This is a genomic window from Streptomyces sp. NPDC008079, from assembly GCF_042957385.1.
In the GTDB taxonomy this organism is placed as follows: Bacteria; Actinomycetota; Actinomycetes; order Streptomycetales; family Streptomycetaceae; genus Actinacidiphila.
The window spans coordinates 38,840-65,528 of the sequence record NZ_JBIBIC010000004.1 but is presented as its reverse complement, the minus strand read 5'-3'; the positions used below and the strand labels follow the sequence as shown (position 1 = coordinate 65,528).

The 26,689-nt window shown below is 72.7% G+C and carries 23 protein-coding genes; 13 read left to right on the top strand and 10 right to left on the bottom strand.

Annotated elements, in window-relative coordinates; all coding sequences use genetic code 11:
• The first annotated feature begins 153 nt into the window (after positions 1–153).
• Positions 154–1,557 (top strand): MFS transporter, encoded by a 1,404-nt coding sequence (locus ACFZAM_RS11690; protein ID WP_391045630.1) that lies wholly within the window; start codon positions 154–156, stop codon positions 1,555–1,557.
• A 12-nt stretch (positions 1,558–1,569) separates the two neighbouring features.
• Here ACFZAM_RS11690 and ACFZAM_RS11685 read toward each other — a convergent pair whose 3' ends face one another.
• The gene (locus ACFZAM_RS11685) at positions 1,570–2,622 is read right to left on the bottom strand and encodes an FUSC family protein (RefSeq protein ID WP_391044935.1); all 1,053 of its coding nucleotides are present in this window, start codon (positions 2,620–2,622) and stop codon (positions 1,570–1,572) included.
• A gap of 428 nt (positions 2,623–3,050) precedes the next feature.
• Here ACFZAM_RS11685 and ACFZAM_RS11680 point away from each other — a divergent pair, with 428 nt between their 5' ends.
• Positions 3,051–3,929, top strand: coding sequence for a cyclase family protein (locus ACFZAM_RS11680; protein WP_391044932.1), 879 nt, complete (start codon positions 3,051–3,053; stop codon positions 3,927–3,929).
• 38 nt (positions 3,930–3,967) lie between these two features.
• Here ACFZAM_RS11680 and ACFZAM_RS11675 read toward each other — a convergent pair whose 3' ends face one another.
• Together ACFZAM_RS11675 and ACFZAM_RS11670 are read right to left on the bottom strand one after the other, a co-directional pair.
• Positions 3,968–4,342, bottom strand: coding sequence for a hypothetical protein (locus tag ACFZAM_RS11675; protein WP_391045628.1), 375 nt, complete (start codon positions 4,340–4,342; stop codon positions 3,968–3,970).
• Positions 4,343–4,389: 47 nt separating this feature from the next.
• A complete protein-coding gene (locus tag ACFZAM_RS11670; protein ID WP_391044930.1) occupies positions 4,390–5,121 on the bottom strand; it encodes a helix-turn-helix domain-containing protein in 732 nt (243 codons plus the stop codon).
• A gap of 52 nt (positions 5,122–5,173) precedes the next feature.
• Here ACFZAM_RS11670 and ACFZAM_RS11665 point away from each other — a divergent pair, with 52 nt between their 5' ends.
• The 4 genes from ACFZAM_RS11665 to ACFZAM_RS11650 all read left to right on the top strand — a co-directional run bounded on the left by ACFZAM_RS11665 (position 5,174) and on the right by ACFZAM_RS11650 (position 11,157).
• Positions 5,174–5,914 carry a DUF2249 domain-containing protein gene (locus ACFZAM_RS11665; RefSeq protein ID WP_391044928.1) on the top strand — a complete coding sequence of 247 codons (741 nt, stop codon included), beginning with the start codon at positions 5,174–5,176 and terminating at the stop codon, positions 5,912–5,914.
• A gap of 274 nt (positions 5,915–6,188) precedes the next feature.
• Positions 6,189–7,172 carry an ROK family protein gene (locus ACFZAM_RS11660; protein ID WP_391044925.1) on the top strand — a complete coding sequence of 328 codons (984 nt, stop codon included), beginning with the start codon at positions 6,189–6,191 and terminating at the stop codon, positions 7,170–7,172.
• A 238-nt stretch (positions 7,173–7,410) separates the two neighbouring features.
• Positions 7,411–8,451: a LacI family DNA-binding transcriptional regulator gene (locus tag ACFZAM_RS11655; protein ID WP_355340879.1), complete on the top strand. Its 1,041-nt coding sequence runs from the start codon at positions 7,411–7,413 to the stop codon at positions 8,449–8,451.
• A 351-nt stretch (positions 8,452–8,802) separates the two neighbouring features.
• Positions 8,803–11,157, top strand: a complete 2,355-nt coding sequence (locus ACFZAM_RS11650; protein ID WP_391044922.1) for a glycosyl hydrolase — start codon at positions 8,803–8,805, stop codon at positions 11,155–11,157.
• Here ACFZAM_RS11650 and ACFZAM_RS11645 read toward each other — a convergent pair.
• The 3 genes from ACFZAM_RS11645 to ACFZAM_RS11635 form a co-directional block, all read right to left on the bottom strand.
• Positions 11,138–12,286, bottom strand: coding sequence for a homoserine O-acetyltransferase (locus ACFZAM_RS11645; RefSeq protein WP_391045626.1), 1,149 nt, complete (start codon positions 12,284–12,286; stop codon positions 11,138–11,140). The two genes, ACFZAM_RS11650 and ACFZAM_RS11645, sit on opposite strands and share 20 nt — an antisense overlap.
• On the bottom strand, positions 12,283–13,641 hold the full coding sequence (locus ACFZAM_RS11640) for a bifunctional o-acetylhomoserine/o-acetylserine sulfhydrylase (protein ID WP_391044919.1): 1,359 nt from the start codon (positions 13,639–13,641) through the stop codon (positions 12,283–12,285). The genes ACFZAM_RS11645 and ACFZAM_RS11640 overlap by 4 nt, the downstream gene beginning before the upstream one ends.
• A gap of 222 nt (positions 13,642–13,863) precedes the next feature.
• On the bottom strand, positions 13,864–14,019 hold the full coding sequence (locus ACFZAM_RS11635) for a hypothetical protein (protein WP_355340870.1): 156 nt from the start codon (positions 14,017–14,019) through the stop codon (positions 13,864–13,866).
• A 172-nt stretch (positions 14,020–14,191) separates the two neighbouring features.
• On the opposite strand from ACFZAM_RS11635, the gene ACFZAM_RS11630 reads away from it, so the two are divergent.
• A complete protein-coding gene (locus tag ACFZAM_RS11630) occupies positions 14,192–14,422 on the top strand; it encodes a DUF6296 family protein (RefSeq protein ID WP_355340867.1) in 231 nt (76 codons plus the stop codon).
• Positions 14,423–14,481: 59 nt separating this feature from the next.
• On the opposite strand, the gene nhaA is transcribed toward ACFZAM_RS11630, so the two are convergent.
• On the bottom strand, positions 14,482–16,383 hold the full coding sequence (gene nhaA, locus ACFZAM_RS11625) for a Na+/H+ antiporter NhaA (RefSeq protein ID WP_355340864.1): 1,902 nt from the start codon (positions 16,381–16,383) through the stop codon (positions 14,482–14,484).
• A 213-nt stretch (positions 16,384–16,596) separates the two neighbouring features.
• Here nhaA and ACFZAM_RS11620 point away from each other — a divergent pair, with 213 nt between their 5' ends.
• Positions 16,597–16,830, top strand: a complete 234-nt coding sequence (locus ACFZAM_RS11620; protein ID WP_188285579.1) for a hypothetical protein — start codon at positions 16,597–16,599, stop codon at positions 16,828–16,830.
• 26 nt (positions 16,831–16,856) lie between these two features.
• A complete protein-coding gene (locus tag ACFZAM_RS11615; protein WP_355340860.1) occupies positions 16,857–18,077 on the top strand; it encodes an SPFH domain-containing protein in 1,221 nt (406 codons plus the stop codon).
• A 187-nt stretch (positions 18,078–18,264) separates the two neighbouring features.
• Here ACFZAM_RS11615 and paaK read toward each other — a convergent pair whose 3' ends face one another.
• Positions 18,265–19,527: a phenylacetate--CoA ligase PaaK gene (gene paaK, locus ACFZAM_RS11610; protein ID WP_355341323.1), complete on the bottom strand. Its 1,263-nt coding sequence runs from the start codon at positions 19,525–19,527 to the stop codon at positions 18,265–18,267.
• Positions 19,528–19,577: 50 nt separating this feature from the next.
• Entirely contained in the window at positions 19,578–19,967 is a 390-nt protein-coding gene (paaI, locus tag ACFZAM_RS11605; protein ID WP_355341320.1) for a hydroxyphenylacetyl-CoA thioesterase PaaI, read from the bottom strand.
• 390 nt (positions 19,968–20,357) lie between these two features.
• On the opposite strand from paaI, the gene ACFZAM_RS11600 reads away from it, so the two are divergent.
• Complete coding sequence (locus tag ACFZAM_RS11600; protein ID WP_355340856.1) at positions 20,358–20,717, top strand: DUF6204 family protein; 360 nt, start codon at positions 20,358–20,360, stop codon at positions 20,715–20,717.
• A 36-nt stretch (positions 20,718–20,753) separates the two neighbouring features.
• On the opposite strand, the gene ACFZAM_RS11595 is transcribed toward ACFZAM_RS11600, so the two are convergent.
• Complete coding sequence (locus tag ACFZAM_RS11595; protein WP_391044914.1) at positions 20,754–22,352, bottom strand: MFS transporter; 1,599 nt, start codon at positions 22,350–22,352, stop codon at positions 20,754–20,756.
• A 48-nt stretch (positions 22,353–22,400) separates the two neighbouring features.
• On the opposite strand from ACFZAM_RS11595, the gene ACFZAM_RS11590 reads away from it, so the two are divergent.
• From ACFZAM_RS11590 to ACFZAM_RS11580, 3 genes are all read left to right on the top strand, one after another.
• Positions 22,401–23,813, top strand: a complete 1,413-nt coding sequence (locus ACFZAM_RS11590; protein ID WP_391044912.1) for an aminotransferase class I/II-fold pyridoxal phosphate-dependent enzyme — start codon at positions 22,401–22,403, stop codon at positions 23,811–23,813.
• 228 nt (positions 23,814–24,041) lie between these two features.
• A complete protein-coding gene (locus ACFZAM_RS11585; RefSeq protein ID WP_391044911.1) occupies positions 24,042–25,304 on the top strand; it encodes a glycosyl hydrolase family 8 in 1,263 nt (420 codons plus the stop codon).
• Entirely contained in the window at positions 25,301–26,683 is a 1,383-nt protein-coding gene (locus ACFZAM_RS11580; protein ID WP_391044908.1) for a discoidin domain-containing protein, read from the top strand. The genes ACFZAM_RS11585 and ACFZAM_RS11580 overlap by 4 nt, the downstream gene beginning before the upstream one ends.
• The last annotated feature ends 6 nt before the right edge of the window (positions 26,684–26,689 follow it).

Genomic DNA, 26,689 nt, shown 5'->3' with positions numbered 1-26,689 from the left:
GCGTCGGGTGCGCCAGCCGCCGTACAACCCGCCGCGCGGTCCGCCGCGCAGGACGCCGGCCCGGCCGCTCCAGGCCGGCCCCAGCGGCCCGAGCGGTCCGAACCCTCCTCCGCACCGGCCGAGGGCGCCTTCGACCGGCGGCTGCTCGCGCCGATGATGATCGGCTCGATCCTCAACCCCATCAACTCCTCCATCATCGCCGTCGCTCTGGCGCCGATCGGCGCCGCCCTCGGCGCCGACGCCGCCCAGACGGCCTGGCTCATCTCCGCGCTCTACCTGGCCACCTCCATCGGGCAACCGCTCGTCGGTCGGCTGGTCGACACGTACGGCCCCAAGCGGCTGTTCCTCGCCGGGGCCGCGCTGACCGGCGTCGCCGGGGTGATCGGCACCCTCGCCCCGAACCTCACCGTCCTCGTCGCCGCGCGCGTCGTCCTCGGCTTCGGCACCTGCGCCGGCTATCCGGCCGCGATGTACCTGATCCGCAGCGAGGCCGAACGCACCGGGATGAAGAGCCCGGCGGGCGTGCTCACCACGCTCGCCGTGACCGGCCAGACCGTCGCCGTCATCGGCCCGACCCTCGGCGGCCTGCTCATCGGACTCGGCGGCTGGCGGAGCACCTTCGCCATCAACATCCCGCTCGCGATCGCCTGTCTCGTCCTCGGTTGGATCCACCTGCCGGGCAGGACCGCGATCGCGCCGTCGGCCGCCGCCGACGGCGCCCCGCTCCCCGACGGCGCCCCGCTCCCCGTCGGCGGGCCGCGCCCGCGCAACCGCCTCGACTGGGCGGGCGTCCTGCTCTTCGCCGCCACCCTCGTGTCGCTGCTGCTGTTCCTCATGGACGCCCGCACCGACCGGGCCTGGCTCATCGCGCTCACCCTGCTCGCGGGCACTGGATTCGCCGTGCGCGAGCGGCGCGCCGCCGACCCGTTCATCGACGTCGGCGTCTTCGCGGGCAACATCCCGCTGCTGGCGACCTACGCCCGCACCTTCGTCGCGTACACCGTCTCGTACTCCTTCATCTACGGCTTCACGCAGTGGCTGGAGGACGGCAGGGGGCTGAGCGCCTCCGCGGCCGGGCTGCTCCTGCTGCCCACCTTCGCGGTCGGCATCGTCGTATCCACCCTCACCGGGCGCAAGGCCGTCGTGCGCGGCAAGCTGGTCGTCGGCGCCGTGGCCCAACTCGTCGCCTGCGCCATGCTGTTGGCCGTGGGCGACCACGCCGCGGTGTGGCTGCTGGTCGCGGTCGCCGTCGTCCTCGGACTGCCGCAGGGCCTGGTCAGCCTCGCCAACCAGAACGCGCTCTACTTCCAGGCCGACCCCGCGCGCATGGGCGCGTCGTCCGGGCTGCTGCGGACGTTCATGTATCTGGGCGCCATGGTCGCCTCCTCCGCGACCGGCGCCTTCTTCGGCCGCCGCGCGACCACCTCGGGACTGCACGGCCTCGCCCTGTTCATGCTCGCCGCCGCGGCCGTCTTCCTCGTCCTCACCCTGGTCGACCGCTCGCTCGGCCGGATCGCCGCGCCGCAGGAGACGAAGCAGGCTGCGCCCGCGCGGTGAGGGGCACGGCGCTCAGCTGGAGCCGCGTCCCGGTGCCCCGAGCAGGCGCGACACCGCCGGCAGCCGCAGAATCCTCGGCAGGAGCAGACCGAAGAGATACGCGAGGGCCACGCCCGCGACCGTGGCCCACAGACGCTCGTCGGCCCGGGCGCGGGCCTGGTCGGGCTCCGCGTGCAGCAGCAGGAGCAGCACGAGGACCGTCGAGTACGCGGGGGTCAGATACCAGCGGCTGCCCTGGGTCGCCGCGGCGAGCGCGAGCGTGGCCGCGGCGGTCACCGCGTACGCCCAGTCCGGCGCGTCGTTACGGAGCAGCAGGAGCGCGACCGCGCCACCGGCCAGCACCGACAGCACCCGGCCGAAGGACCGCAGCCGTTGCATCTGGGGCCGCGGACGCATGACCATCAGCGCGGCCACCACCGGCCAGCCCGGATGCGTCGGCGCCAGCGCCAGACCGCAGCCCGCCGCGGCGGCCCCGGCCGCGCCGAGCCGCAGACCGTACATCCTGGCCTGCTCGGCGGAGTGCGGCGGGCCCGGCGGCCTGGGGGGCGGCGCGGCCGACGGCCACAGCAGCGACACCAGCCAGGCGTACGCGGAGCCCGCGACGATCAGCCCGGTGATGCCGAGCGCCTGGGACACGTCGTCATAGCTCAGCCCTGCGCCCACCATGGGCAGGCTGAGCACGAGCAGCACCATCCCTGCCGGGCGCCGTGCGGCGACGACGGCGGACGCGTATGCCAGCAGGAACACGCCGGGCACCGCGACCCACCGCACCTGCACCAGCAGCGACCCCAGCACCATCGGCAGGCCGGTGCACAGGCCGACCACGACGGTCATGAACCGGGCCCGCCGCCGGGCGGGCATGCGCATGACGGCGGCGGGGAGCACGCCCACCGCCAGCGCCATGCCCGCGCCCGGATCGTGCAGCGCCACCGCGGCGCCCGGCAGCGCGTACAGCAGACCGCGCGCGAAGCCGGGCCACGCCCAGGCGACCCGCGGCGGCGACCCGGCGGCCGGTGTCGCGGTGTCCTCGCTCACGGCCGGTGTCGCGGTGTCCTCCCCGGTCACGACCGGTGTACGTCCGCCGGTACGGAGCGGGCGGGCGACGGGTGCAGGGACCGCATGTGCGCAAACCTCCGGTACGGAGCCCCCGCCCGGCGCGGCGCCCTGAACCTCCCACCCTTCGCCGTAACACCCGGCCGCGCACGTCACGGCACGCATCGGGGTGACGGTATGTCACGGGGCCCGCCGCCCGTTCCCGCCGTCGGGCGGGTGCGCGGGCCGTGCGGAGGCGGGTGGCGTCCCGGCTGGAACGGCTGCGGCAAGCGTCACGATTCCCGCCGCTGCCACCCCGTCCGTCCGATCCCGGATGTGGCAGGTGTGAAAAGGGTGTCGACCGTATGCTGTTGGCCGCTGGTGGTGCGCCGGCCGGGGCGAACAAGGGCAGTTCGGCGCATCGCGCGGCTCCCGCACATCGCAAGAGGGGAAGCGCTCACGTGACCGATCCGACCGAGCAGGAACTTCCGGACAACTGGGGCCGCTGGGGTTCCGACGACGAACTCGGCACGCTCAATCTGATCACCGACGCCGTACGCGCACAGGCCGCCGCCGAGGTGCGGACCGGCCGGTGGGTGTCGTTGGCGCAGCCGATCACGCCGACCCCCATCGTCAGCAGCCCGTTCGCGCCGACGACGGTGGACGTCTCCCCGGTCCAGCAGATGATGTCCTACACCGGCGTTCCCGTGGCGGCCGATCTGACGCTGACGCAGAACCACCACGCGGGCTCGACCCACATCGACGCGCTGGCGCACTGGTCGACCGACGGTCAGGTCTACCCCGGACGTCCGAGGGACCAGGTCGTGACCGCCGCGGGCGTGACCTTCGCTTCGACGGGGGCCTTCGCCGCGGGCATCGTCACACGCGGGGTGCTGCTCGACCTGGCCGTGGACGGCCCGCTCGCGCCCGGTCACGCGGTGACCTCCCACGACCTGGAGGAGGCCGAGAAGCGGCAGAACGTCGAGGTGCGCTCGGGCGACGCCCTCGCGATCCGGCTCGGCTGGCCCGCCACGCCCGTCCCCGGCACACCGACACCGGGCATCAGCCTCGACGCGGTGCGCTGGATGCACCACCGCCAGGTCGCCGTCTACACCGGTGACCGGGGCGACGCCTTCCCACCGCTCGATCCGAACGGGCCGTCGCCGCTGCACGGCGTGGCACTCGGCCGGATGGCCATGCCCCTGATCGACGCCTCACAGCTCGACGATCTCGCCGCGCTGTGCGCGGAGTTGGGGCGCTACAGCTTCCTGCTCTCCGTCGCGCCGCCGCGTATCCACGGCATGACCGGCGTCCCGGTCAACCCGATCGCCCTCTTCTGATCGGCCGGTTCCGCACCGTGGGGACAGGCTCGCGGGCGTCAACCGGCCAGCAGCAGGGTGCCTGCCGTGATCAGGGCCGCGACCTTGGCGGCTTCGAGGCCGATGTAGGCGTGGTGGGCGTGGGAGCGTGGTGTGTCCTGCCCGGCCAGGACCGCGTTCGAACGGCGGGTCAGGCGGGGCCGTACCACGGCCAGTTGGAGGACGAGCAGAGCCACGGCGGCGGTCAGCGCGACCGTCGCGCGGGCGGAAAGGGGTCCGCTGGCCGCGACGGTCAGCAGGGTCACCGCGAAGACCCCTTCGACGGAGTTGAGCGCGCGGAACACCAGGCGGCCGATGCCGAGACCGATACGGACGGTGACGTCCGGGGCGCGGAATTTCAGCGGCGCCTCCAGGAAGGAGATGGCGAGGACCATCCCGAGCCAGGTGAACACCAGGGCCACCGAGGCCGCCGCCGAAGCGCTCAACGCCCCTTCCCTTCCACGGGGCGTGCCGCCCGGCCGAGGTGGACCACGCACAGGTCGGGTTCCACGAACGGCTCCAGCCGCTCGGCGGTCAGCGGCGCCTCCATCGCGGCCAACGCGCCCTGGATCAGGCCCAGATGGATCGGGCAGACGATCTTCGACCGCTCCTGCGCCAGGTCGAGGAAGGGGCAGTGCCGCAAGCCGATCCGGTCGACGGCGCCGCGCGGCGGGCGCTCCGGGGCGAAGCCGAGGTCGTCGAGCAGGCGGATGAGACCTTCGACCGCGCGCGCCTCGGTGACCGTCGTGCGCGCCTCGGTGACCGTGCCCGACGGGGCCGTTGCGTCCGGTGCCTCGGTCAACTCCCCGCCCCAGGCGCGCCCGGCCGCGACCGCCGCCTGCGTGGGACGGGGCCTGTGCGACAGCTCCTCGACGAGGATCGACGCGAGCAGCCGGTAATTGCGCGGTCCCGTCCGGTCCATGCCAGGGGCGGCGCGGAACAGCAGCGGCGGCCTTCCGGGCCCGGTGCGCGCGGCCGTGACCTGCTCCGCCTGCCCGTGCCCCACCAGTGTGTCGAGGTGGAACCGGGCCGTGTTCGGGTGCACTTCGAGGCGGCGGGCGATGTCGGCGATGCTCAGCGGCGCCGCCGATCGCCGGAGCAGGTCGAGGACGTCCCGCCGACGGCCGGCGGGCGCGTCGGTCACGGCGTCCGTGGGATCGGAGGGAGGCGTCATGCGCTAGAGTTTACACAATCACCACTTGTAGAAATAGAGGGAGGTGCGGCCCGTGCCAGGACCCGAGCTCGACGTACGTCCGCTGCCCAAGCCCGGCAGGCACCCCGCCGTCTTCGCCGCGTACGACGCCCTCGCAGTAGGGGATTCGCTGGTCCTGGTCAACGACCACGACCCCCGCCACCTGCGCGAGGAGTTCGACACGGAGCACCCGGGCGGCCACGACTGGCAGTACGAGGACAAGGCGCCGGGGGAGTGGCGGATCCGCATCCGCAAACTCGCGTCGACCTCGCTGCCCCGCGTCCTGACCGGCGCGCGGCGACCGGACTCCCCGGCGGTCTCGGACTCCCCGGCGGTCTCGGACTCCCCGGTGGTCTCGGACTCCCCGGTGGTCTCGGACTCCGCGGTGGTTTCGGCGGCCCCGGCCTTCCCGGATGCCGCGGACGGTCCGGGCGCCCCGGCCGTCGCATCGCCGGGCGTGCCCGACGCCTCCGGCGCGGTGTGGAAACTGCGCATGCGTGACCGCGACTTGGACTCCAACATCATCCAACTCCCGCCGCACGCGGGCATCGCACCGCACCTCGGCCCCGACCTCGACGTGCTCGTCCACATCCTCGACGGCGGCGGCCGCCTCACCACCGAACTCGACCAAGTCCCCCTCGTCCCCGGCGATTTGGTGTGGCTCCCGCGCCGCTCGCTGCGCGCGTTCACCGCGGGTCCGCACGGCCTGCGCTACCTGACCGTCCATCAGCGCCGCCAGGCCCTCGTCCTCGCGCCGCCAAGCCCTCGCGTCTGAGGGACCCCGTGTGAGCGGCCGCATGGCGCGCGGCCGGCGGTGATTCCCGTTGCCGACGAGGTCTGCCCGGACCGGGCGGTGCGGAGGACACCGGGCGCGGACCGGACCGCGACAGGAGGGCAGCGGGCACGGCATGGCGTGTCGTCGTCCATAAAACGCTGTAGTAGCATGCTGGTCCGAGATCGACTCCTTTGCGCTGACGCACGCCTAAATGGGGCCAGTTCCCACGGCCGGCCCGTCTCCCGTCTCTCTGCCGTGAACGGAGATCCACCCCATGGCCACTGATGCCGCGCAGCCGTCCTTGCTCCTGCCCGAGGTCGGAGGGCGACTGCTGGCCGCCCTGGACATCGGCGGGACGAAGATCGCCGGAGCGCTGGTGGACGCCGAGGGCCGCGTACGGCACCGGGCCCGGCGTCCGACGCCCGCGGGCGCCGACTCGGCGGTTCTCGGCGCCGTCCTCGAGGTGCTGGCCGAGCTGACCGAGCATCAGGACTGGCGCGCGGTCACGGCGTTGGGCATCGGCAGCGCGGGTCCCGTCGACATCGCGGCGGGCACGGTGAGCCCGGTGAACATCCCCGCCTGGCGCGGCTTCCCCATCGTCGAGCGCGTACGGGCGCACCCCGCCGTGGCGGGAAAGCCGGTGGTGCTGTGCGGCGACGCCGTGGCGATGACGGCGGCGGAGCACTGGATCGGCGCCGCGCGCGGATACCGGAACGCGCTGTGCATGGTGGTCTCGACCGGCGTCGGCGCCGGACTCATCCTTGACAACGCTGTCCGCAGCGGGCCGACCGGCAACGCCGGGCATCTGGGGCACATCACCGTCGACCTGCTCGGCGAGCCGTGCGTCTGCGGATCGCGGGGCTGCGTCGAGCAGTTGGCGAGCGGCACGTCCATCACGCGTCGCGCGCTGGAGCAGGGCTGGCGGCCCGAGGAGGGACCGGCCGACGCGGCGGCGGTGGCCGTCGGCGCCCGGCGGGGCCACCCGGTCGCGCTGGCGGCCTTCGACTCCGCCGCGCGGGCCCTGGCCGCGGGCATCGCGGCGGTCGCCACCCTGGTGGAGATCGAGGCCGCCGTCATCGGCGGGGGCGTCGCCGAGGCCGCCGACGTGCTGTTCCCGCCGCTGCGCCGCCACTTGGAGTCATACGCCGCGCTGCCGTTCGCGGCCGGAGTGCTCGTGGAGCGGGCCGCGCTGCGGGGGGACGCCGGACTGGTCGGTGCGGCGGCCATCGCGGGAGCGGCCACGGCCGGAGCGCGCTGAGCCACGGGCCCGCGTCGCGGCGTACGGCCGGGGCGCGGGCCTGTCGACCGGCTCCGGTGCTGCTTGGGCCGCTGACCGGCGCCGACCGGCGCGTATGCAACGTTTGAGTGTACGCTGAGCCGACGAGGCGGCTCGTACGGTCCACCCCTCGGCCGGGACTCCCCGCGACCCGCGACTTCCGGCCCCGGTGCGGCGCGTCTCGGCACGGCCCGACCACGAGACGAAGGCGGACATCCGGGTGAGCCAGACGGCAGCAGCGGGCGGCGGGCGCAAGGCCACGATCAAGGACGTCGCCCGGCGTGCGGGAGTCTCGCCGTCCGCTGTGACCATCGCCGTGCACAACAAGCCGGGCGTGTCGTCCAGCACGAAGGAACGCATCCTCCAGGCCGCCCGTGACCTGGGCTGGAGCCCGAACCAGGCGGCGCAGTCGCTGTCCGGCCGGGCGCTGCACACCGTGGGACTCGCCATCGCCAGACCCGCGCGGATGCTCGGCCTCGAACCGTTCTACATGGAGTTCATCTCCGGTATCGAGAGCGTGCTCGGCCGCCACTCCTGCTCGCTCCTGCTGCGGCTGGTCGAGGCCGACGACGAGATCGAGGTCCACCGCGAGTGGTGGCAGGGCAACCGGGTCAACGGCAGCATCCTGGTTGACCTGCGGGTGGACGACCCGCGCATCCCGGCGCTGTCCGCGATCGGCCTGCCCGCGGTGGCCGTCGGACACCCCTCGCTCGCCGGTCCGTTCACCTCCGTGTGGACCGACGACGCCGCCGCGACCGTCGAGGCGGTCCGCTATCTGGCGGCGCTCGGGCACCGCAGGGTGGCCCGGGTGAGCGGACCCGCCGAGCTGGGGCACAGCGCCATCAGGACCCGCGCGTTCACCGAGACGGCGGCCGAGTTGGGCCTGTCGGCGCGGACCGTCGTCGCCGACTTCTCCGCCGACCAGGGCAGCCGCGCCTGCCGTACGCTCCTGCTCTCCGCCGAGCGCCCCACGGCGATCGTCTTCGACAACGACATCATGGCCGTCACCGCGCTGGGCGTGGCCGCCGAATTCGGCCTGTCCGTACCGCAGGACCTGTCCCTGCTCGCCTGGGACGACTCGCAGTTGTGCCAGCTCACCCGGCCCATGCTCTCGGCGATGCGGCACGACATCTTCTCCTTCGGCGCCGACGTCACCGAGACGCTCTTCGATGTGATGACGCATCAGAAGCCCGCGTCCCACGCGGCCCAGATCCCCGGCCTCGTCCCGAGGGGTTCGACAGCGCCGCCGCCCAGGCCGTAACACCGCGCTGTCGTCGGGCTGTTGAGGTCGGATCGCCGGTGACGGCGCGCCGCCCCACCGCTGTCGGCGCCGTGTCCCTCGTCCGTGCGAGTACGTCTTCCCGCGCTGTGGCCCACTCGCGCTCTCTCGCGTGCCCGGCCGCGCCCCGCGATCCCTCCTTGGTTACTAATGAGTCACTGGCACGTTTTAGAAAACCTGTGCCGGACTCATTGACATGGCCTAGACCAGAGTTCTAGCTTCCAGGCGTTGGTCTTTCCGCCGTTTTCCCGTGGCCGCGATGACGCGACATCTCGCTGCCACGGACGCGCGGCATGCAACGTTCCACCCCCATGGGAGACATGAGAGGGTCCGATGAGAGCGAAGATCTTCACCCGCAGGCGGGCCGCCTTGCTCGCCGCGCTGCCGCTGGTGGCCGGGGCGTGGCTGGCGACCTCGCCGCCGCAGGCGTCGGCGACCGGTGCCTCGACGCCCGACGCGGTGATCGGCTACCTGCACCAGATCAGCGGGAACCATGTGATCAGCGGCGTCCACAACAAGGAACCGCTCAGCCAGCCCTCGGCCTACACGGCCCAGGCCCACTCGATCACCGGGAAGTGGGCCGGGCTGTGGGGCGGGGAGTTCGGCTTCCGGCCGGACGACGTCGCCAATCGTCAGACGATGATCGACCAGGCGAAGACCGAGTGGGCCAACGGCTCACTGATCAACCTGACCTGGCACATGTGCCGGCCCGACGTGGCGACCTGCGACTTCGACACCGGCCCCAACCCCATCAAGGGCAGCCACCTGTCGGACCCGGAGTGGAGCCAACTCGTCACGGACGGCTCGACGCTGAACACCGACTACAAGCGCAGGCTCGACCAAGTGGTGCCGTACGTCCAGCAGTTGAAGGACGCGGGCATCCCCGTGCTGTTCCGTCCGCTGCACGAGATGAACGAGGGCTGGGCCTGGTGGGGCGGCAAGACCGGCGCGGCCGGGAGCGCCCGGCTGTTCCAGATCACCCACGACTACCTGGAGTCCAAGGGCCTGGACAACATCATCTGGGTCTGGAACGTCAAGGACATCGACGGCGGAGCGGCCCACGTGGCCGACTACTACCCGGGTGACGCGTACGTGGACGTCGCCAGCCTCGACCCGTGGGTGCACGGCTCGGCCAGCACCGAGTGGTACCAGGCGATCGTCAACCAGGCCCACGGCAAGCCGGTTTCGCTCGCCGAGGTCGGTACGGTCCCCACGCCCGCGCAGTTGGCGGCCCAGCCGCTGTGGACCTGGTTCATGATCTGGTCCGACTACCTCACCTCGGCCAACACCACCGCCGGTCTCCAGACCACCTTCACCACCTCCCGCGTCCTCAGCCAGGGCCAGTTCACCGTCCCCACCGGCACGCCGCCCACCTCTCCTCCGACCTCGCCGTCCGCTCGTACGGGACCCATCACGGGTGTCGGCGGCAAGTGTGTGGATGTGGCGTCGGCGAGCAGCGCGGACGGCACTCCTGTGCAGCTTTACGACTGCAATGGCACCAACGCGCAGTCGTGGACGGTCGGTTCGGACGGTACGGTCCGGGCGCTGGGCAAGTGCCTGGACGTGACGGGCCAGGGGACGGCGAACGGGACGAAGGTCCAGCTCTGGACGTGCAACGGTTCGGGTGCGCAGCAGTGGCAGGCCCAGGCGTCGGGCCAGCTCAGGAATCCCCAGTCGGGCCGTTTCCTCGATGATCCGGGCGGCAGCACGGCCAACGGCACCCGGCTGCAGATCTGGGACTCCAACACCAACGCCTGGCAGAAGTGGAACCTCCCCGGCGGGGGAGGGACGGCGCCGGATCAGTGCGTGCCCGCGCTCGGCAGCGGGCAGTACAACACGCCGGTGTCGTTCGGCGGCGCGACCTACCAGGTCCGCGTCCATATCCCGGCTCGCGCCCAAGGCGCGCTGCTGCCCCTGGTGCTGGGCCTGCACGGCAGCCAGGGCACGGGCGCCGGGCAGCTCGCGTACAGCGACATGGCGCCGACCGCAGACGCGAACGGCTTCGTCGTCGCCGCGCCCACCGGGGTGGTGCCCAGCGGCGGCGGCTTCATCTGGAACGTACCCTCCGTCACCCCGCAGGGCACCCGCGACGACGTCGGATTCCTGCGCCAGGTGATCGACACGGTCACGCCCTCCGCCTGCGTCGACCCGGCGCGGGTGTACGCGACCGGCTACTCCGGCGGCGGCCGGATGACCTCCGCGCTGGCGTGCGCGCTGGCCGACAAGGTCGCCGCGATCGCCCCGGTGGCGGGCATCCGCGCCGGGCGCCCCGACCCCGCCGACGGCAGCCGGCCGGACGCCGCGTCCTGCGCGCCCGGCAGAGCCGTACCGGTGATCGCCTTCCACGGGCAGCAGGACAACACCAACCCGTACTACGGCGGCGGCGACAGCGCCGCCTGGCACTACTCGGTGCCCGCCGCCCAGCAGCGCTGGGCCTCCCTCAACGGCTGCACGACAGGACCGGCCACCACCCAGACCACCGCACACGTCCAGCGGACCGTCTACGGAGGCTGCCGCGACGGCGCGGACGTCGAGCTGTACTCGGTGTCGGACGGCGGTCACACCTGGCCGGGATCACCACAGGACTCCGCGGGCAACGGTACGACGACGCGTGAGATCAGCGCCGACGCCCTGATGTGGCAGTTCTTCCGTCAGCACCCCATGCCCCTCACGCCGTCAGTTCTCTGACGAGCGCGGCCACTTGATCCGTCTCGATGAGGAATCCGTCGTGCCCGTACGGCGATTCGACGATCCGCAGCCGGTCGGAGTGCGGGATGCCCGCCGCCAACTCGGCCTGCTGGGGGAGGGGGTAGAGGCGGTCGGAGTCGACTCCGGCGACCAGGGTCGTGGCGGTCACGCGGCGCAGGGCCGCCGCCGTACCGCCGCGGGATCTGCCGATGTCGTGCGCGTTCATCGCCTCGGTGAGCACGACGTAGCTGGCCGCGTCGAACCGCCGCACCAGCTTGGCGGCGTGGTGGTCGAGATACGACTCGACGGCGTACCGCCCGCCGCGCCAGGGCTCCTCGCCGTCCTGCGCGGAGCGGCCGAAGCGGGACCGCAGCTCGCCCTCGCTGCGGTAGGTGACGTGGGCCAGCCGCCGCGCGAGGCCGAGCCCCGCGTGCGGTCCTCGGCCCGGACCCGCGTCGTGGTAGTCGCCGCCGCGCCAGTGCGGGTCCGAGCGGATGGCGTGCGACTGGACGGCGGCCCAGGCGATCTGCTCGGCGCTCGCCGCGGCGGGGGAGGCGAGCAGCAGCAGGGCGCGGGTGCGGTCGGGGCGACCGACCGCCCACTCCAGGGCGCGCATCCCGCCCATCGACCCGCCGACCACCAGCGCCCAGCTCCCAATGCCCAGCGCGTCGGCCAACTCCGCCTCGGCGGCGACCTGGTCACGCTGCGTCAGAAACGGGAAGGAACCGCCCCAGCGACGACCGTCGGGACCGTACGAGGACGGACCCGTACTGCCCTGGCAGCCGCCGAGGACGTTCGGCGCGACCACGAACCACCGGTCGGTGTCCAGCGCGCGGCCCGGTCCGATCAGGGCGTCCCACCACCCGGCGGTCGGATGCCCGGGACCCGCCGGGCCCGCCGCATGGCTGTCGCCGGTCAGGGCGTGCAGCACCAGGACCGCGTTGGACGCGTCCGGCGCGAGCCGCCCCCAGGTCTCGAACGCCAGCCGCACGCCCGGCAGTTCGCCGCCCGCCTCCAGGGCCAGCGGCCTGTCGAGGGCGTGCCAGTTCCGGCGCCCCGGCGGGTCCCCCGGCTGCCAGGCGCCCGTGGCGGGCAGCAGGGGGACCCCAGTGGTGGCAGCGGTGTTCAGGACGCGCCCTTCGCCGCGCGGAAGCCCGCCTCCAGGTCGGCCTTGAGGTCGTCGATGTGCTCGATGCCGACCGACAGCCGCACCAGGCCCGGCGAGGTGCCGGTGGCGGCGAGCTGCGCCTCGTCCAACTGGCTGTGCGTGGTGGACGCCGGGTGGATGATCAGGCTCCGCACGTCACCGATGTTGGCGAGGTGGCTGAAGAGCGACACCGCGTCCACGAACCGCTTTCCGGCCTCCGCGCCGTCCCGCAGCTCGAAGGCGAGCACCGCGCCCGCCCCGCGCGGCAGATAGCGCTGGGCCGCGTCGTGCCAGCGGCTGGACGGCAGTCCCGGATAGTGGACGACCGCGACCTCGTCACGCGCCTCCAGCCACTCCGCGAGCGCCTGCGCGTTCGTCGAGTGCCGCTCCAGCCGCAGCGACAGCGTCTCGACGCCCTGGAGCAGCAGGAAGGACGAGTGCGGCGACAGCGCCGGGCCGAGGTCGCGCAGGAGCTGCACGCGCAGCTTCGCCGCGAAGGCGCCGGGGCCGAGCGCGGGCCAGTACTGGAGACCGTGGTAGCTGGGGTCGGGCTCGGTGAAGTCGGGGAACCGCTCGGCGTGCGCCCCGAAGTCGAAGGTCCCGCCGTCCACGACCACGCCCGCGATCGTCGTGCCGTGCCCGCCGAGGAACTTGGTCGCCGAGTGCACCACGATGTCCGCGCCGTGCTCGATCGGCCGCAGCAGGAACGGCGTCGGCACCGTGTTGTCCACGATCAGCGGCAGACCCGCCGCGTGCGCGACATCGGCGACCGCCCGCACGTCCAGCACATTGCCGCGCGGATTGCCCAGCGTCTCGGCGAACAGCGCCTTCGTCTCCGGCCGGATCGCCGCCCGCCACGCGTCCGCGTCGTCGGGGTCCTCCACGAAGGACACCTCGATGCCGAACTTCGGCAGCGTGTGACGGAAGAGGTTGTACGTGCCGCCGTACAGCGACGCGCTGGAGACGATGTGGTCACCGGAGCGCGCCAGCGTGAGGATCGCCAGCGTCTCCGCGGCCTGCCCCGACGCCAGCGCCACCGCCGCGACACCGCCCTCCAGCGCGGCGACCCGCTGCTCGAAGGCGTCCTGCGTCGGATTGTGGATGCGCGTGTAGATGTTGCCGGGCTCCGCCAGCGAGAACAGGGCGGCGGCGTGCTGCGTGTCGCGGAACACGAACGACGTCGTCTGGTAGATCGGCACCGCCCGCGCGCCGGTCGTCGGGTCGGGCGCGGTGCCCGCGTGCACCTGCTGGGTCTCGAACGACCACCCCGGCAGGTCCCGCGCCGCGGTGTCCTCCGCGGTGGTGCCCGCGGTCACGGAGTCGATGGGCTGGGTCATGGCTCTCCCCTGGGAAATGGCGTACGGCCCTCGGCTCGCGCGGAGCGCGCCGTACGGATGTGCGGATGTGTCCGGCGCGCGGACCGCCGCCGCGACGACCCGCACGGCGGGCGGCGAGGACGGCACCCGGCGGTGGCACGGCGCGGCACGGGAACGCGCCTTGCGTGGTGAAAGGGGGTGATCAGCGGCCGTCGCGGGCGGCAGGACGTCGAGAGCGCGACGTCAGCGCACGGCGGGACAGGCCATGTTCGTGACACGCCCGTAGTCCACGTGGCGGCGCATCACGAGCAGCGGGGTCATGACGCCAGGGAACCACAGCGGCGGCCGGTGTGTCAGCGGACCGGCGCCCTCGACCGGCCGGTGTGACACGTTGTTCATCTTTCTGTCCGCGTTCACCTCTCTGTCCGCCTTTCGACCCGTCCTCCCGAGCCCCTCCGGGACCGTGTCCGTCCGCTTCCGCGCCACCTCCGTGACCGACGGTGTACCCGCCGGGTCCCCAGAGGCGGGCCGGGGCGTCGCGGGAGATGATGGGCGGGTCAGGAGGTCCCATATGGATTACCCGGAGATCTACGAGCTGGTGTTCCAGGCCCCCGCGGTGGAGGACGACGTCGTCGTCGTACGCAGGACCGAGAAATCCGGCGCGGGCGGCTACCCGGTCTACGAGGACGAGACCGGGATCGTCCGCGCCGAGATCAGCGCGGACGGCGAGGTGCGGATGATCGCCAGCGGCGGCCACCAGGCCCCCGGCGTCCCCCGCGCGGTCCGCTCCCTCCACCCCTGAGACCCCGGAGCGCGCGAGCCCCCGCGGAGGCGGCGGCGTAGGCCCCGTCCGCGGGTTCCCTACGCCTCCGCCCCGCCCTGCTCCACCAGCGCCCGCTCGCGCGCCGAGATCACCGCCGCGGACAGGCTGTCGATGTCGTACGCGCCATGGTGGCGGCGGCCGTTGATGAAGAAGGTCGGGGTGCCCGACACCCCGCTCAGGTCGGCGGACTCCACGTCCTTCGCGATCCGCCGCGCGCCGTGCCGCTTGTGCAGCGACTCCTTGAACAGCGCCACGTCGAGTCCGATCTCCCGCGCGTGGTCCAGCAGATCGCGCACCTTGAGCGCGTCCTGCCGCTCGAAGAGCAGGTCCCGCATCTCCCAGAAGCGGCCCTGCTCGGCGGCGGCCTCCGACGCCTCCGCGGCGAGCTGGGCGTGCGGGTGCACGTCGTTGAGCGGCAGGTGCCGCCACACGTAGCGGACGCTGTCGCCGAAGTCGGCGAGCAGCTCGCGTACGACGGTCTCCGCCTGGCCGCAGAAGGGGCACTCGAAGTCGCCGTACTCCACGATCGTCACCGGCGCGTCCACCGGCCCGCGGACATGGTCGCGGGCCGGGTCGACGGGCTCGACGAGGTCCACGACGGACTCCGCGGTGCCCAGCAGGGCACGCGCCCTGCGCGTCTCCGGCAGCCGCCCGGCGACCAGCGCGACCACCGTCGTGCTGAGCATGGCGAAGACGACCGCGCTGAGCACGCCGATCTTCGCCTGCGCGAGCTGGTCCCCGTCGAAGGCCAGCGTCGCGATCAGCAGCGACACCGTGAAGCCGATACCCGCGATGGAACCGCCGCCCAGCACCGCCGCCCAGCCGACCGACGGCCGCATCCGGCCCCGGCTCAGCCTGGTGGCCAGCGCGGACGCGCCCACGATGCCGATCGGCTTGCCGAGCCCGTACGCCAGCAGGATGCCGAGCGTGATCGGCGAGGTGAAGGCGTCGGCCAGCAGCGAGCCGTTGATCTCGATCCCCGCGTTGGCCAGCGCGAACAGCGGCACGATCACATAGCTGCTCCACGGGTGCCACAACCGCTGGAGCCGGTCGTTGGGGGAGACCGCGGAGGCCAGGCCCAGCCGCGCCTCGCGCTCCAGCTCCGCGGTCGGCTGCTCGCGGAAGGACCGGAACAGGCCCGTCGCCCGCTCCAGCGCGTCCCGCGACGCCGGGTAGGCGAAGGAGAGCAGGCCCATGATCAGACCGACGACCAGCGGGTCCACCCCGGAATGCAGGAACGCCACCCAGGCGATCACTCCCAGCACCCCGTAGACCGCGCCGCGCCGCACACCGGCGCTGCGGACCGCGTACACCACCAGCAGGACGCCGATCCCGACGATCAGCGGCGTCCACGAGATGTGGTCGCTGTACGCCACCGCGATCACGCCGAGCGCCAGGAAGTCGTCCACGACGGCGACGGTCAGGATGAAGGTGTGCAGCCGTTCGGGGAACCGCGAGCCGAGCAGTGCCAGCATGCCCAGCGCGAAAGCCGTGTCGGTGGACATCGCGGTGCCCCAGCCGTGCACCGAGGACCGGCCCGCGTTCACCATGAGGTAGATCGCGATCGGTACGGCCATGCCGCTGATCCCGGCCAGCATGGGCAGCGGGATACGGCGCCGGTCGCGCAGCTCGCCCATGTCGAACTCGCGCCGCGCCTCCAGGCCGACGACCAGGAAGAACAGCGTCATCAGCCCGCTGTTCACCCATTCCCGCAGGTCCAGGTCGAGCCCGTGGTCCCCGAAGCGGAAGGACAGGTGCGTCGCCCACGCCGACTCGTAGCCGCCGGGCGCGACATTCGCCCAGACCAGCGCCACCAGGGTGGCCGCGAGCAGCACGGCCGCGCTGCCCGTCTCGGTACGGATGTACGCCAACGCGGAGGCGGCCGTCGTACGGTCGCGCTCGGTCCTGCCTGACAAGGGCGCGGTGAAGCCCCGGAACATCCAGCCTCCCAGCAGAGGAACGGTCTTCCCACACCCTGGCACGAGCGGGACCCCGGTGGCGCGTCCAATCGCCATCCACGGATGAGCGGTACGGTGCGGCGTTCCGTATTTGGTACGGACCGGTGACGGACCGGAGGAGGCCGCTGGTGGGAGGATGAATGAGACGGAGATTCCAGGACCGGAACGGACACGAGAAGTGAGGGGCGGCCGGGAATGGCGCAGGACGAAGCCGTGATCGGTTGTACGGGGGAGCTGCTCATCGGCACGCGCGGCCTCGCCGGACCCGGTGAGGTCTACGTGCGGGTCAGAGGAGGCAGCGAGACCTTCCTCGCCTGGTCCGAGGAACCCCTGCCTAAGGGGGCGACCGTGCTGGTGGTGGACTCGCGTGGCACACGCCAGGTGGACGTCATCGAGTGGGCCGACCCGTTGGACGCGCTGGCCGACTGAGCCGGCGCACATGAAGGAGACAAAGGATGTTCGGTTACCGCGTTCCCGCGCCGGACGAGGCGATGTTGATCTCGGGCGGTCGGCGTGGACTGGGGGGTGCGCCGTTCCGTGTGGTCACCGGCCACGGAAAGTTCGTTCTGCCGGTCTTCCGCAAGACCCGGTTCATCACGCTCGCGATGTGCGAGGCGGAAGTCGCCGAGACCTGTGTGACCCGGCAGGGCATCGCGCTGACGGTGAAGGCCGTCATCGCGTTCAAGGTCGGCAACGACCACGAGAGCATTGTCAACGCCGGACAGCGTTTCCTGTCCGACCAGGACCAGATGTCGATTCTGACCGGCCGGATCTTCGCCGGTCACCTGCGGTCGATCATCGGCTCGATGACGGTCGAGGAGATCGTCACCGAGCGGCAGAAGCTGGCCTCCGAGGTGCTGGAGACCTCCAAGACGGAGATGGCGAAGATCGGCCTGAGCGTCGACTCGTTGCAGATCCAGTCCATCGACGACGGCGAGACCGGCTACATCGACGCCATGTCGGCGCCGCACAAGGCCGCCATCCAGCGGCAGGCGCAGATCGCGCAGGCCCAGGCCACGCAGGCGTCGGTGGAGGCGCAGCAGATCGCCGCCCGGAACCAGGCGGAGTACGCCCGGCAGACCGCCGTCGTTCAGGCCGAGTACTCCGCGCAGGTCGACCGCGCGCAGGCCGAGGCCGCGCAGGCGGGCCCGCTCGCCCAGGCGCACGCGCAGCAGGAAGTGCTCGCCGCGCAGACCGAACTGGCGCTGCGCGCGGCCGAGTTGCGCCAGCAGCAGCTCGTGGCGGAGATCGTCAAACCCGCTGAGGCGGAGGCCGAGCGGATCAGGGTGCTCGCCGTCGCCGACGCCGAGCGGATGCGCATCCAGGCCGCCGCGGCGGCCTCGCACGACCGGGTGGCGCTCGACCGCATGCTGATCGACCAGCTCCCGCTGATCGTGAAGGAGGCGGCCGGCGGTCTGGCCGGTGCCAATGTCAACGTGCTCAACGGCGCCGACGGGCTCAGCGAGATCGCGGCGGGCCTGGTCAGCCAGGGGCTGACGATCCTCGACTCGGTCCGCAACAACCTCAACGGCGGCGAGGGCGGCTCCGGTTCGGACTCGGACAGCTCGGACCACCTGCCCGCGCTGCGCGGTCTGACGCACCCGGGCGACGGCCGCAACGGCAAGGGGAAGGGCGGCAAGGGCACGTCGTCCGACGGCCCGATCGACATCGAGTAGGACGCGTACGGCCGCTCCGCCGGGGCGGCCGCACGGCGTGTGCGCACGGCACAGACGGGCGGACCTCCTGTACGGAGGTCCGCCCGCCGCTTTTGCGGGTGAGGTGCGGGCCGGGGCTGGGGCTTGCACCCTCAACCGTTCGTCCTCAACCGTTCGTCCGCGGCCCTTCGCGCTCAGCCCTTCGCCCTCATTCTTTCGCCCGCAGGTCCTTGACCCGCTGGATCTTGCCGACCGAGCGCTCCAGCGTCTCCGGGTCCACGACCCGCACTTCGACGCTCACGCCCACACCGTCCTTGACGCCCTGCGCGATGGCCGCCGCGCCCGCGTCCCGCAGCTCCGTACCGGCCTCGGCCCTGGCCTCGGCGTAGACGGTCATGTGGTCCATCCGGCCGCGCCGGGTCAGCTCGATCCTGAAGTGCGGCGCGACACCGGGCGTCCGCAGCACGATCTCCTCGATCTGGCTCGGGAAGACATTCACCCCGCGCAGGATGATCATGTCGTCGCTGCGGCCGGTGACCTTCTCCATCCGGCGGAAGGCGGGCCGCGCGGTACCGGGCAGCAGCCGCGTCAGGTCGCGGGTGCGGTACCGGATCACCGGCAGCGCCTCCTTGGTGAGCGAGGTGAAGACCAGCTCACCGCTCTCGCCCTGCGGCATGACGTCGTCGGTCAGCGGGTCGACCACCTCCGGATAGAAGTGGTCCTCCCAGATGTGCAGACCGTCCTTGGTCTCCACGCACTCCTGCGCCACGCCGGGGCCGATCACCTCCGACAGGCCGTAGATGTCGACGGCGTCGATGGCGAAGCGCTCCTCGATCTCGCGGCGCATCTGCTCCGTCCACGGCTCCGCGCCGAAGATCCCCACCCGCAGCGAGGTGCCGCGCGGGTCGACGCCCTGCCGCTCGAACTCGTCGAGCAGCGTGAGCATGTACGACGGGGTGACCATGATGATCTCGGGCTCGAAGTCCTGGATGATCTGCACCTGACGGGCCGTCATGCCGCCGGATGCGGGGATGACCGTACAGCCCGCACGCTCCGCGCCGTAGTGCGCGCCCAGGCCCCCGGTGAACAGGCCGTATCCGTAGGCGACATGGACCTTGTCGCCGGGACGGCCGCCCGCCGCGCGGATCGAACGGGCCACCACGTCGGCCCACATCGACAGATCGCCCTCGGTGTAACCCACCACCGTGGGACGACCGGTGGTGCCGCTCGACGCGTGCACCCGGCGCACCTCGGACATCGGCACGGCGAACATCCCGAAGGGGTACGTGTCGCGCAGATCGGCCTTGGTGGTGAAGGGGAAGCGCGCCAGATCCTCCAGCGTCCGGCAGTCGGCGGGTACGACACCCGCCTCGTCGAACTTCCGCCGGTACAGCTCCACATGGGCATACGCGTGGCGCAACGTCGCCTGGAGCCGTGTGAGCTGAAGGTCCGTTAGCTCCGCGCGGGTCATCCGCTCCGCCGCGTCCGGGGTCTCCCGCGGGGTCGTCCCGCCCAGGTGGCTCACGAGGTCTCCTTCGCGTCGGCGCCGCGCAGCGTACGGCTCCGGCCGCGGAATTCGGCGATCAGCTCGTCGCCGCGCCGCACCTGTACGTCGTAGATCCCGCTGCGGCCGAACCGCGCCCGCTCGCGGGCGGTGGCCAGCAGCGCGTCGCCCTCATGGGCCGGGGCGACGAAGTCGATGTCCGCCGCCGCGGCGACGGTCGCCGCCCCGTCGGTGTTGCAGGCACAGGCGAAGGCGGTGTCGGCCAGCAGGAAGAGATAGCCGCCGTGGGCGGTGCCGTGCCCGTTGACCATCGCGGCGGTGACGACCATCCGCACGACGGCGACGCCCTCACCGAGGTGCAGCAGCTCGACACCGAGCCCGTTCGACGCCCGGTCGGCCGAGAACATCGCCTGCGCCGCCGCGATCCCGGCCCCGTTTTCGGCCCCGTCCGTGGTCCCTCGCGCGGCCGCTCGCACCGCGTCCGGGGGCGGACCCGGTGCCGGTCCCGTGTCGAGCCTGGCGTCGCTGCCCTGAGTCACCGCTGCCCACCACCTTGTGGATGCACCGACCGACCATTCGGTTCGGGCGTATGACAGCTAAAAAATCAGCATCGGGAGTGCCTGTCAAGCACAAGGCGGGACGAGCGGCCGGCCGCGGGGGAGAGGCGGCACCGGACGGCCGGGCGCCCGGTCCGCCCGGCCGCCGCGGTCGCTGCGGTCGTCGCGATCACCATGGCCGCCACGGTTCGCCGGGAAAACCGGTACGCCGATCGCCGACCGGCTGCCTACGATCCGGGGATGAGTACACGCACCTTCCGGATCACCGTCCGCGGCGCCTTCGACGCGCTCACCGCGGACCAGCGGACCGCACTGCTCGCGCGGGCGGCGGAGCACGACATCCTGCACGCCGCCTTCACCGCCGAGGGCACCCTGACCTACGACCTCGCGGCCCGCCCCTTCTTCACCTTCCGCTACCTTGACTCGGGCGAGGCGGAGGAGGACATCCTGGAGGCCACGGAGCGCGCCGAGGCCGCCGCCCGCGGCTGGCTGACCGAGCGCGGCTACGGCTGGAAGAACCTCACCTCGAACGCCGAGGACCTGTCGCAGGCCGCCCTCGGCAAGCGCCGCCGCCAGGCCGCGGCCCGCGGCGAGGGCTGACCGCCTGGGCGGGGTCGGCACCGCGACTCCGTAGGCTCACCGCGCGGCGACGGACGGGCGGCGCCGGTCGCCCAGGGCCGGTACGAGCGCGACGAGCATCAGGCCCGCGGTGAGCGTGAAGGCGAGCGGATAGCCCGTGGCGGCGGCCAGCGCGCCGTATCCGAGGGCGCCGAAACCCATCCCGGCGTCGTACGCGGAGTTCCACAGCGCGCTGACCGTGCCGTAGCCGGACTCCGGGACGCGCGCGTACATCAGGGCCAGCGTCGCGTTCTGGGCCATGCCGAAGCCGACGCCGAAGAGGGCGACCCCGGTGAGGACCGCGACCGCGCTGCCGGTGAGAGCGGTGAGCAGCAGCCCGGAAGCCGACAGCAGCAGGGCGGGCAGCACGAGGCGCTGCGAGCCGTGCCGGTCGCCGCTGCGTCCGGCGAACCAGTTGGCCGCGGTGGACGCGGCGGGTTGTACGAAGAGGGCCGCGGCGACCAGGCCGGTCGCGCCGGAGGGCACGGCGAGCGGCAGGAAGGTCACGATGATCCCCACGCCGAGCGCGGTGGTCGCGAAGACCGCGGTGGGCCTGGCCAGCGCGCCGGTACGGAATCCGGCCAGCACACCCACCGACGCCTTGTGCCCGTCCCCGGCCGGCGCGTGTCCCGGCAGGGCGGGAACGACCGCGACGGCGGCGAGCGCCAGCAGCCCACCGGCCACGCAGACGGCGGTGTATCCGACGTGCGCGGCGAACCACACTCCGAGCGGCAGCGCGATGAACGAGGGCACCCCCTCCATGGCGCCCGCGAGCGCGAGGCCCTCGCCCCGCCGCTCGGCGGGGATGAGCGTCGCGGTCAGCGCGCCGCCCGCGACGATGGTCAGGGCGAAGCCCACGCCCCGGACGAAGCAGACCGCCGCGATCCACGCCATGCCGTCCGACGCGGTCAGCACCAGGGCGGGCGCGCCGAGCAGCACGAGACCGGCCGCCAGCGCCCGCCGGTACCCGTACCGGGCGACGAGCCGAGGCGTGGCCAGCTCGCCGCAGACAGTGGCCAGCATCAGCGTCCCCGACGCCAGCCCCGCCCCGCCACTCGCGCCGGACCGCTCCGCGTACAGCGGCACCACCGACAACAGCAGAAAGAAGCTCGCCGACGCGCCGACGATCGTGGCGCAGCGCAACAGCAACTCCCGCGTCACCAGCGTCGGCCGCACGCCGCCCGCCCCGGCCCCTGCCCCCGAGCCGGTCGCCGCCGGACCGCGAGCGGCCGACGAGCAGTCCCGAGCCTGCCCCGAGCCGCCCCCCTGGGCGGGACCCGAGTCCGGCCCCGACTCCTGGCGCGAGCCGGGCTCCTGGGCGGAGCCCGAAGCCGGATTCGCCTCTTTGCCGGAGCCGGGCTCCGGTGCGTGGCCCGTGGAGAGAGCCGTCTCCTCGCCCGAGCCGGGCCTCTCGGCGGGAGCCGAGGTCAGGCCCGGATCCCGGCCCGAGCCGGGCCCCTGGGCAGGACCCGCGTCCAGGCGCGGATCTCGGTCCGAGGCCGAGGCGGGTTCCGGGGCCGGGGTCGGCTCACGGCAGGTGGCGGGCTCCGAGGGGTCGTCGGCATCTGGTTGCGCGGCGGGGTCGGCGGCGTCGGAGGCGCGCGTCGTGGTCGTCATGGCATTGACGCTAGGGGTGCGGCCGGTACCCGGGTAAGCTCCATTTTCATGCCGCTGGAGTGGTCCGGTTTGTCGCCGGAACTGTTGCTTGTGATCGACCGGGACAGTACGGAACCGCTGCGGTCGCAGCTCGAACGCGGGGTGCGGGACACGATCAGATCCGGCCGGCTCCAGGTCGGCGAGCGACTGCCCTCCTCCCGGGAACTGGCCTCGGCCCTCGGCGTCTCGCGCGGCCTCGTCCAGGACTGCTACGCCCAGCTCCAGTCCGAGGGCTATCTGGTCACGCGGGTCGGCTCCGCGACCCGCGTCGCCGCCGGGGCCTGCGCGCCGCCCGCGCCGCAGCCGAGGAGGCCGCCCGCACCGCGCCTGCTCGCCGACTTCCAGGCGGGCGTCCCCGACCTGGCCGCGTTCCCCGTCGCCGACTGGCTGTGGGCGATGCGCGAGGCGGTCCGCGCCATGCCCGCCTCGGCCCTCGACTACGGCGACCCGCGCGGCCACGCGCTGCTGCGCGAGGTGGTGGCCGGATACCTGCGCCGGGTACGGGCCGCCGCGGCCGACCCGGAGCGGACCGTGATCTGCTCCGGGTACGCCCAGGGCCTCGCCCTGACCCTGCGCGCGCTCGCCCGGTCCGGCGTCCGCACCGTGGCGTACGAGGACCCCGGCTCCCACGCCGTGATCGGGCCGGCGGCCGCGGCGGCGGGCCTGACCGCCGTCCCCGTACCCGTCGACGAGCACGGCGTCGACGTGACCGCGCTGGAAGCGACCGGCGCCCGCGCGGTCGTCGTGACCCCCGCCCACCAGTGGCCGACCGGCGTGGTGCTGGCGCCCGAGCGGCGCCTGGCACTGATCGAGTGGGCGGTGCGCAGGGACGCCGTGGTCGTCGAGGACGACTACGACGCCGAGTTCCGCTACGACCGCGAGCCGGTCGGCGCGCTCCAGGGCCTGGCCGCCGACCGGGTCGTCGCCATCGGCACCGTCAGCAAATCGCTGGTGCCCGCGCTGCGGATCGGCTGGCTGCTCTGCCCGCCCGCGCTCATCGACGCGATCGTGGCCGACAAGCATCTCAGCGACCGCGGTTCACCCACCCTCGACCAACTGGCCCTGGCCCGGCTGATCGAATCGGGCCGCTTCGACCGCCATCTGCGGCGGATGCGCGGGGTCTACGGGGCCCGGTGCGAAGCACTCAAGGCGGCGCTCGCCGCGCACGCGCCCGCCATCCGGCTCAGCGGCCTGGCCGCCGGTTTCCACGCCGTGGCGCACCTCGACGCCGCCGCGCGGCCCGGCGTCACCGAACACTCCGTCATCGCCGCCGCCCGTGGCCGCGCGGTCGGCCTCTACGGCATGAGCGCGTTCCGTTCGACGGGCGCGCAGTCCCCGGCCCAACTCGTCCTGGGATTCGGCAATGTGAACGAGCGCGCCGTCACGGAAGGGATCGCCGCGGTCGCCGACCTGCTCGCATGAGCCGGTGCCGGGCCGGTCGGCCGGGCCGAAGTCCGCGACGGCGTCACGTACCTGAATCCCGGTCAGGTCAAGGTCCGCGCGCGACCCCTTGACGCGCCGCGTCCGGAGCAACACTCTTACTCCTCAAGCAGGTTAGGAACCTTTCCTAACTATCGCGACGACCCTCTCCTGCCCGGTGCGCGCTCCCGTGCCCGGCGCCGTACCCCACAACCGACGAGGAGTTGGAAGATGCCACGACCCGTGAAGATGAGGACGAGGAGGCTGGCGGCCTGTACGGTCGCCGCCTGCGCGTCCTTCGGCCTGCTGGCGACCGCGGGCGGCGGAACGGCCGACGCCGCCACCGCCCCGGCGCACCCGTTCCCCGCGCACACCACGTACAAGGTGGGCGTGCTGCCCTCCGCGACGCAGACCACCCGCGACGCGGCGGTGAAGAAGGCGTACGACTCCTGGAAGAGCGCCTACCTGGTCAAGGGCTGCGCCTCCAACGAGTACTACGTCTCGACCAAGGGCGACGACGACGCCCCGCACAACGGCACGGTCTCCGAGGCCCAGGGCTACGGCATGAACATCGTGCCCCTGATGGCCGGTTACGACAGCGACGCCAAGGCCGAGTTCGACGGCCTGTGGCAGCTCGTCAAGGACCACAAGGACGCCGACGGCCTCATGCAGTGGCAACTCGACGGCAAGACCTGCAAGTACACCGACAGCGGCACCCCGGACTCGGCCACCGACGGCGACCTCGACATCGGCTACGGCCTGATCCTCGCCGACAAGCAGTGGGGCGGCTACACAGCGGACGCCAAGGCGTGGCTCGCCTCCTTCTACGCCCACGACGTCGCGCCCGACGGCCACCTCAAGTGCGAGGACGACGGCCCCACCACGGACACCCGGCCGTCCGACATGATGCTCGACCACCTGCGCGCCTTCGCCGCCTACGACACCGCGCACGACTGGAACAAGGTCGTCACCCGCACCGAGGCCGTGATCAGCGAGTTCACCGCGGGCTACTCCTCGTCCGCCGGACTGCTCTCCGACTTCGTCGTCAACGCCAACACCACCAGCCCCAAGCCCGCCCCCGCCGACTACCAGGAGGACCAGCCGGACAACATCGTCGGCTACAACTCCCTGCGCGTGCCCTGGCACTTGGGCACCGACGCCCTGGTCAACGGCTCCTCGATCGCCGCCGTGGCCTACGGCGCGGCGAAGAAGGAGTCCGCCTGCCTGAAGTCGCTGTCCGGCGGCAACCCGGCCAAGGTCCAGCCGCACATCAAGCTCAACTGCGCCAACGGCAACGTCTCGGGCGACACCGAGGCGGAGGAGGCCGGGGACTCGGCCGGTCCCGCCGCCATGGCCTCCGGCGACCAGGCGTGGACCGACGCGATCTGGAAGCAGCTCGCCTCCAACCCCTTCGAGGACGCCTACTACGGCGAGACCATCAAGATGCTCGTGTACATCGTGATGGCGGGCGACTACTGGAGCCCGGCCGCATGAGCCGCCTCCGTACCCCGCGCGGCGCGGCCGTCCTGTGCGCCCTCGTCCTGGCCGTCATGGCCGCGCTCGTCGGCGCGACCCCGTACGCCTCGGCCGCCCCGAAGTCCCCCGCGGCGGCGGCCTCCACCGACCGGCAGGCGTTCCTCACCTTCTACGGCTGGTACGACAACACCCCGCCCGGCGGCGACATTTCCTACCCCGGCCTGCACGACACGGCCGGCGGCACCGGGACCTACGCCGACCCGATCACCTTCGCCTCGTCCACCAAGGAGATACCGGCGGGCACGCGGATCTGGGTGCCAAGGGTCGGCAAGTACTTCGTGATGGAGGACTCCTGCGAGGAGTGCGGCGCCGACTGGAGCGGCCACGGCCCCAACGGCGGCCCGAATCTGTACCACTTCGACCTCTGGCTCGGCGGCCAGGGCGGCAACGCCTTCGACGCCATCGACTGCGAGGACGCGCTGACCCACTACAACGACGACAGCACTCCGGTGCTCGAATCCGTCGTCGTGGACCCGCCGTCCAACGAGCCGTACGACGCCACGCCCGTCTTCAACACCAAGACCGGCGCCTGTTACGGCGGAGCCCGGCCGACCACCACCGTCGGCCAGTACAAGAACGTCTCCACCGGGCAGTGCCTGGACAATCCGGGGAACAGCTCGGCCAGCGGCACCAAGCTGGACACGGCGGCCTGCACCGGCTCCGCAGCGCAGGCGTTCACCTTCCACGGCGCCTTCCTGATCAGCAACAATCTCTGCGCGACCCTGTCCGGCTCGTCGATCACACTCAGGGCCTGCGACGGCGGCCCGAACCAGCAGTGGTCGGTCAACCCGAATCTCACCGTCTCCGACATCCAGACCGGGCAGAAGTGCTTCCGGGCGAGCGGCTCGACGCTCACCGCCGGAAGCTGCTCCGGGGCCGCGAGCCAGTGGAACTTCACCCCCTCCGGCGGCACGGGACCGCCACCGGGCGGCGGTGACACCCTGCTCTCGCAGGGCAGGTCCGCCACCGCCTCCTCCACCGAATCCACCGCCTTCCCCGCGAGCAAGGCGGTCGACGGCGACCTCACCTCCACCCGCTGGGCCAGCAAGGAAGGCTCCGACCCGCAGTGGATCCGGGTCGACCTGGGCACGAGCGCGCACATCAGCCGGGTGAAGCTGAGCTGGGAGGCCGCCTACGCCAAGAGCTACACCGTCCAGACCTCCCCGGACGGCGCCGCCTGGACCACGGTCTACTCGACCACCGCGGGCAAGGGCGGCACCGAGGATCTGACCGGCCTCGCCGGCACCGGCCGCTACGTCCGCGTCAACGGCACGGCGCGCGGTACGGCGTACGGCTACTCGCTCTACGAGGTCCAGGTGTACGGCGCCACGCCCTGACCCTCG

Coding starts and splice junctions, on each gene's coding strand:
- ACFZAM_RS11615 (WP_355340860.1), top strand. CDS start 16,857: ATGTTCGGTTACCGCGTTCCCGCGCCGGACGAGGCGATGTTGATCTCG.
- ACFZAM_RS11600 (WP_355340856.1), top strand. CDS start 20,358: ATGAGTACACGCACCTTCCGGATCACCGTCCGCGGCGCCTTCGACGCG.
- ACFZAM_RS11650 (WP_391044922.1), top strand. CDS start 8,803: ATGAGAGCGAAGATCTTCACCCGCAGGCGGGCCGCCTTGCTCGCCGCG.
- ACFZAM_RS11595 (WP_391044914.1), bottom strand. CDS start 22,352: ATGACGACCACGACGCGCGCCTCCGACGCCGCCGACCCCGCCGCGCAA.
- paaI (WP_355341320.1), bottom strand. CDS start 19,967: ATGTTCTCGGCCGACCGGGCGTCGAACGGGCTCGGTGTCGAGCTGCTG.
- ACFZAM_RS11635 (WP_355340870.1), bottom strand. CDS start 14,019: ATGAACAACGTGTCACACCGGCCGGTCGAGGGCGCCGGTCCGCTGACA.
- ACFZAM_RS11580 (WP_391044908.1), top strand. CDS start 25,301: ATGAGCCGCCTCCGTACCCCGCGCGGCGCGGCCGTCCTGTGCGCCCTC.
- ACFZAM_RS11670 (WP_391044930.1), bottom strand. CDS start 5,121: ATGACGCCTCCCTCCGATCCCACGGACGCCGTGACCGACGCGCCCGCC.
- nhaA (WP_355340864.1), bottom strand. CDS start 16,383: ATGTTCCGGGGCTTCACCGCGCCCTTGTCAGGCAGGACCGAGCGCGAC.
- ACFZAM_RS11660 (WP_391044925.1), top strand. CDS start 6,189: ATGGCCACTGATGCCGCGCAGCCGTCCTTGCTCCTGCCCGAGGTCGGA.
- ACFZAM_RS11585 (WP_391044911.1), top strand. CDS start 24,042: ATGCCACGACCCGTGAAGATGAGGACGAGGAGGCTGGCGGCCTGTACG.
- ACFZAM_RS11640 (WP_391044919.1), bottom strand. CDS start 13,641: ATGACCCAGCCCATCGACTCCGTGACCGCGGGCACCACCGCGGAGGAC.
- ACFZAM_RS11690 (WP_391045630.1), top strand. CDS start 154: ATGATGATCGGCTCGATCCTCAACCCCATCAACTCCTCCATCATCGCC.
- ACFZAM_RS11630 (WP_355340867.1), top strand. CDS start 14,192: ATGGATTACCCGGAGATCTACGAGCTGGTGTTCCAGGCCCCCGCGGTG.
- ACFZAM_RS11675 (WP_391045628.1), bottom strand. CDS start 4,342: ATGGTCCTCGCCATCTCCTTCCTGGAGGCGCCGCTGAAATTCCGCGCC.
- ACFZAM_RS11590 (WP_391044912.1), top strand. CDS start 22,401: ATGCCGCTGGAGTGGTCCGGTTTGTCGCCGGAACTGTTGCTTGTGATC.
- paaK (WP_355341323.1), bottom strand. CDS start 19,527: ATGACCCGCGCGGAGCTAACGGACCTTCAGCTCACACGGCTCCAGGCG.
- ACFZAM_RS11620 (WP_188285579.1), top strand. CDS start 16,597: ATGGCGCAGGACGAAGCCGTGATCGGTTGTACGGGGGAGCTGCTCATC.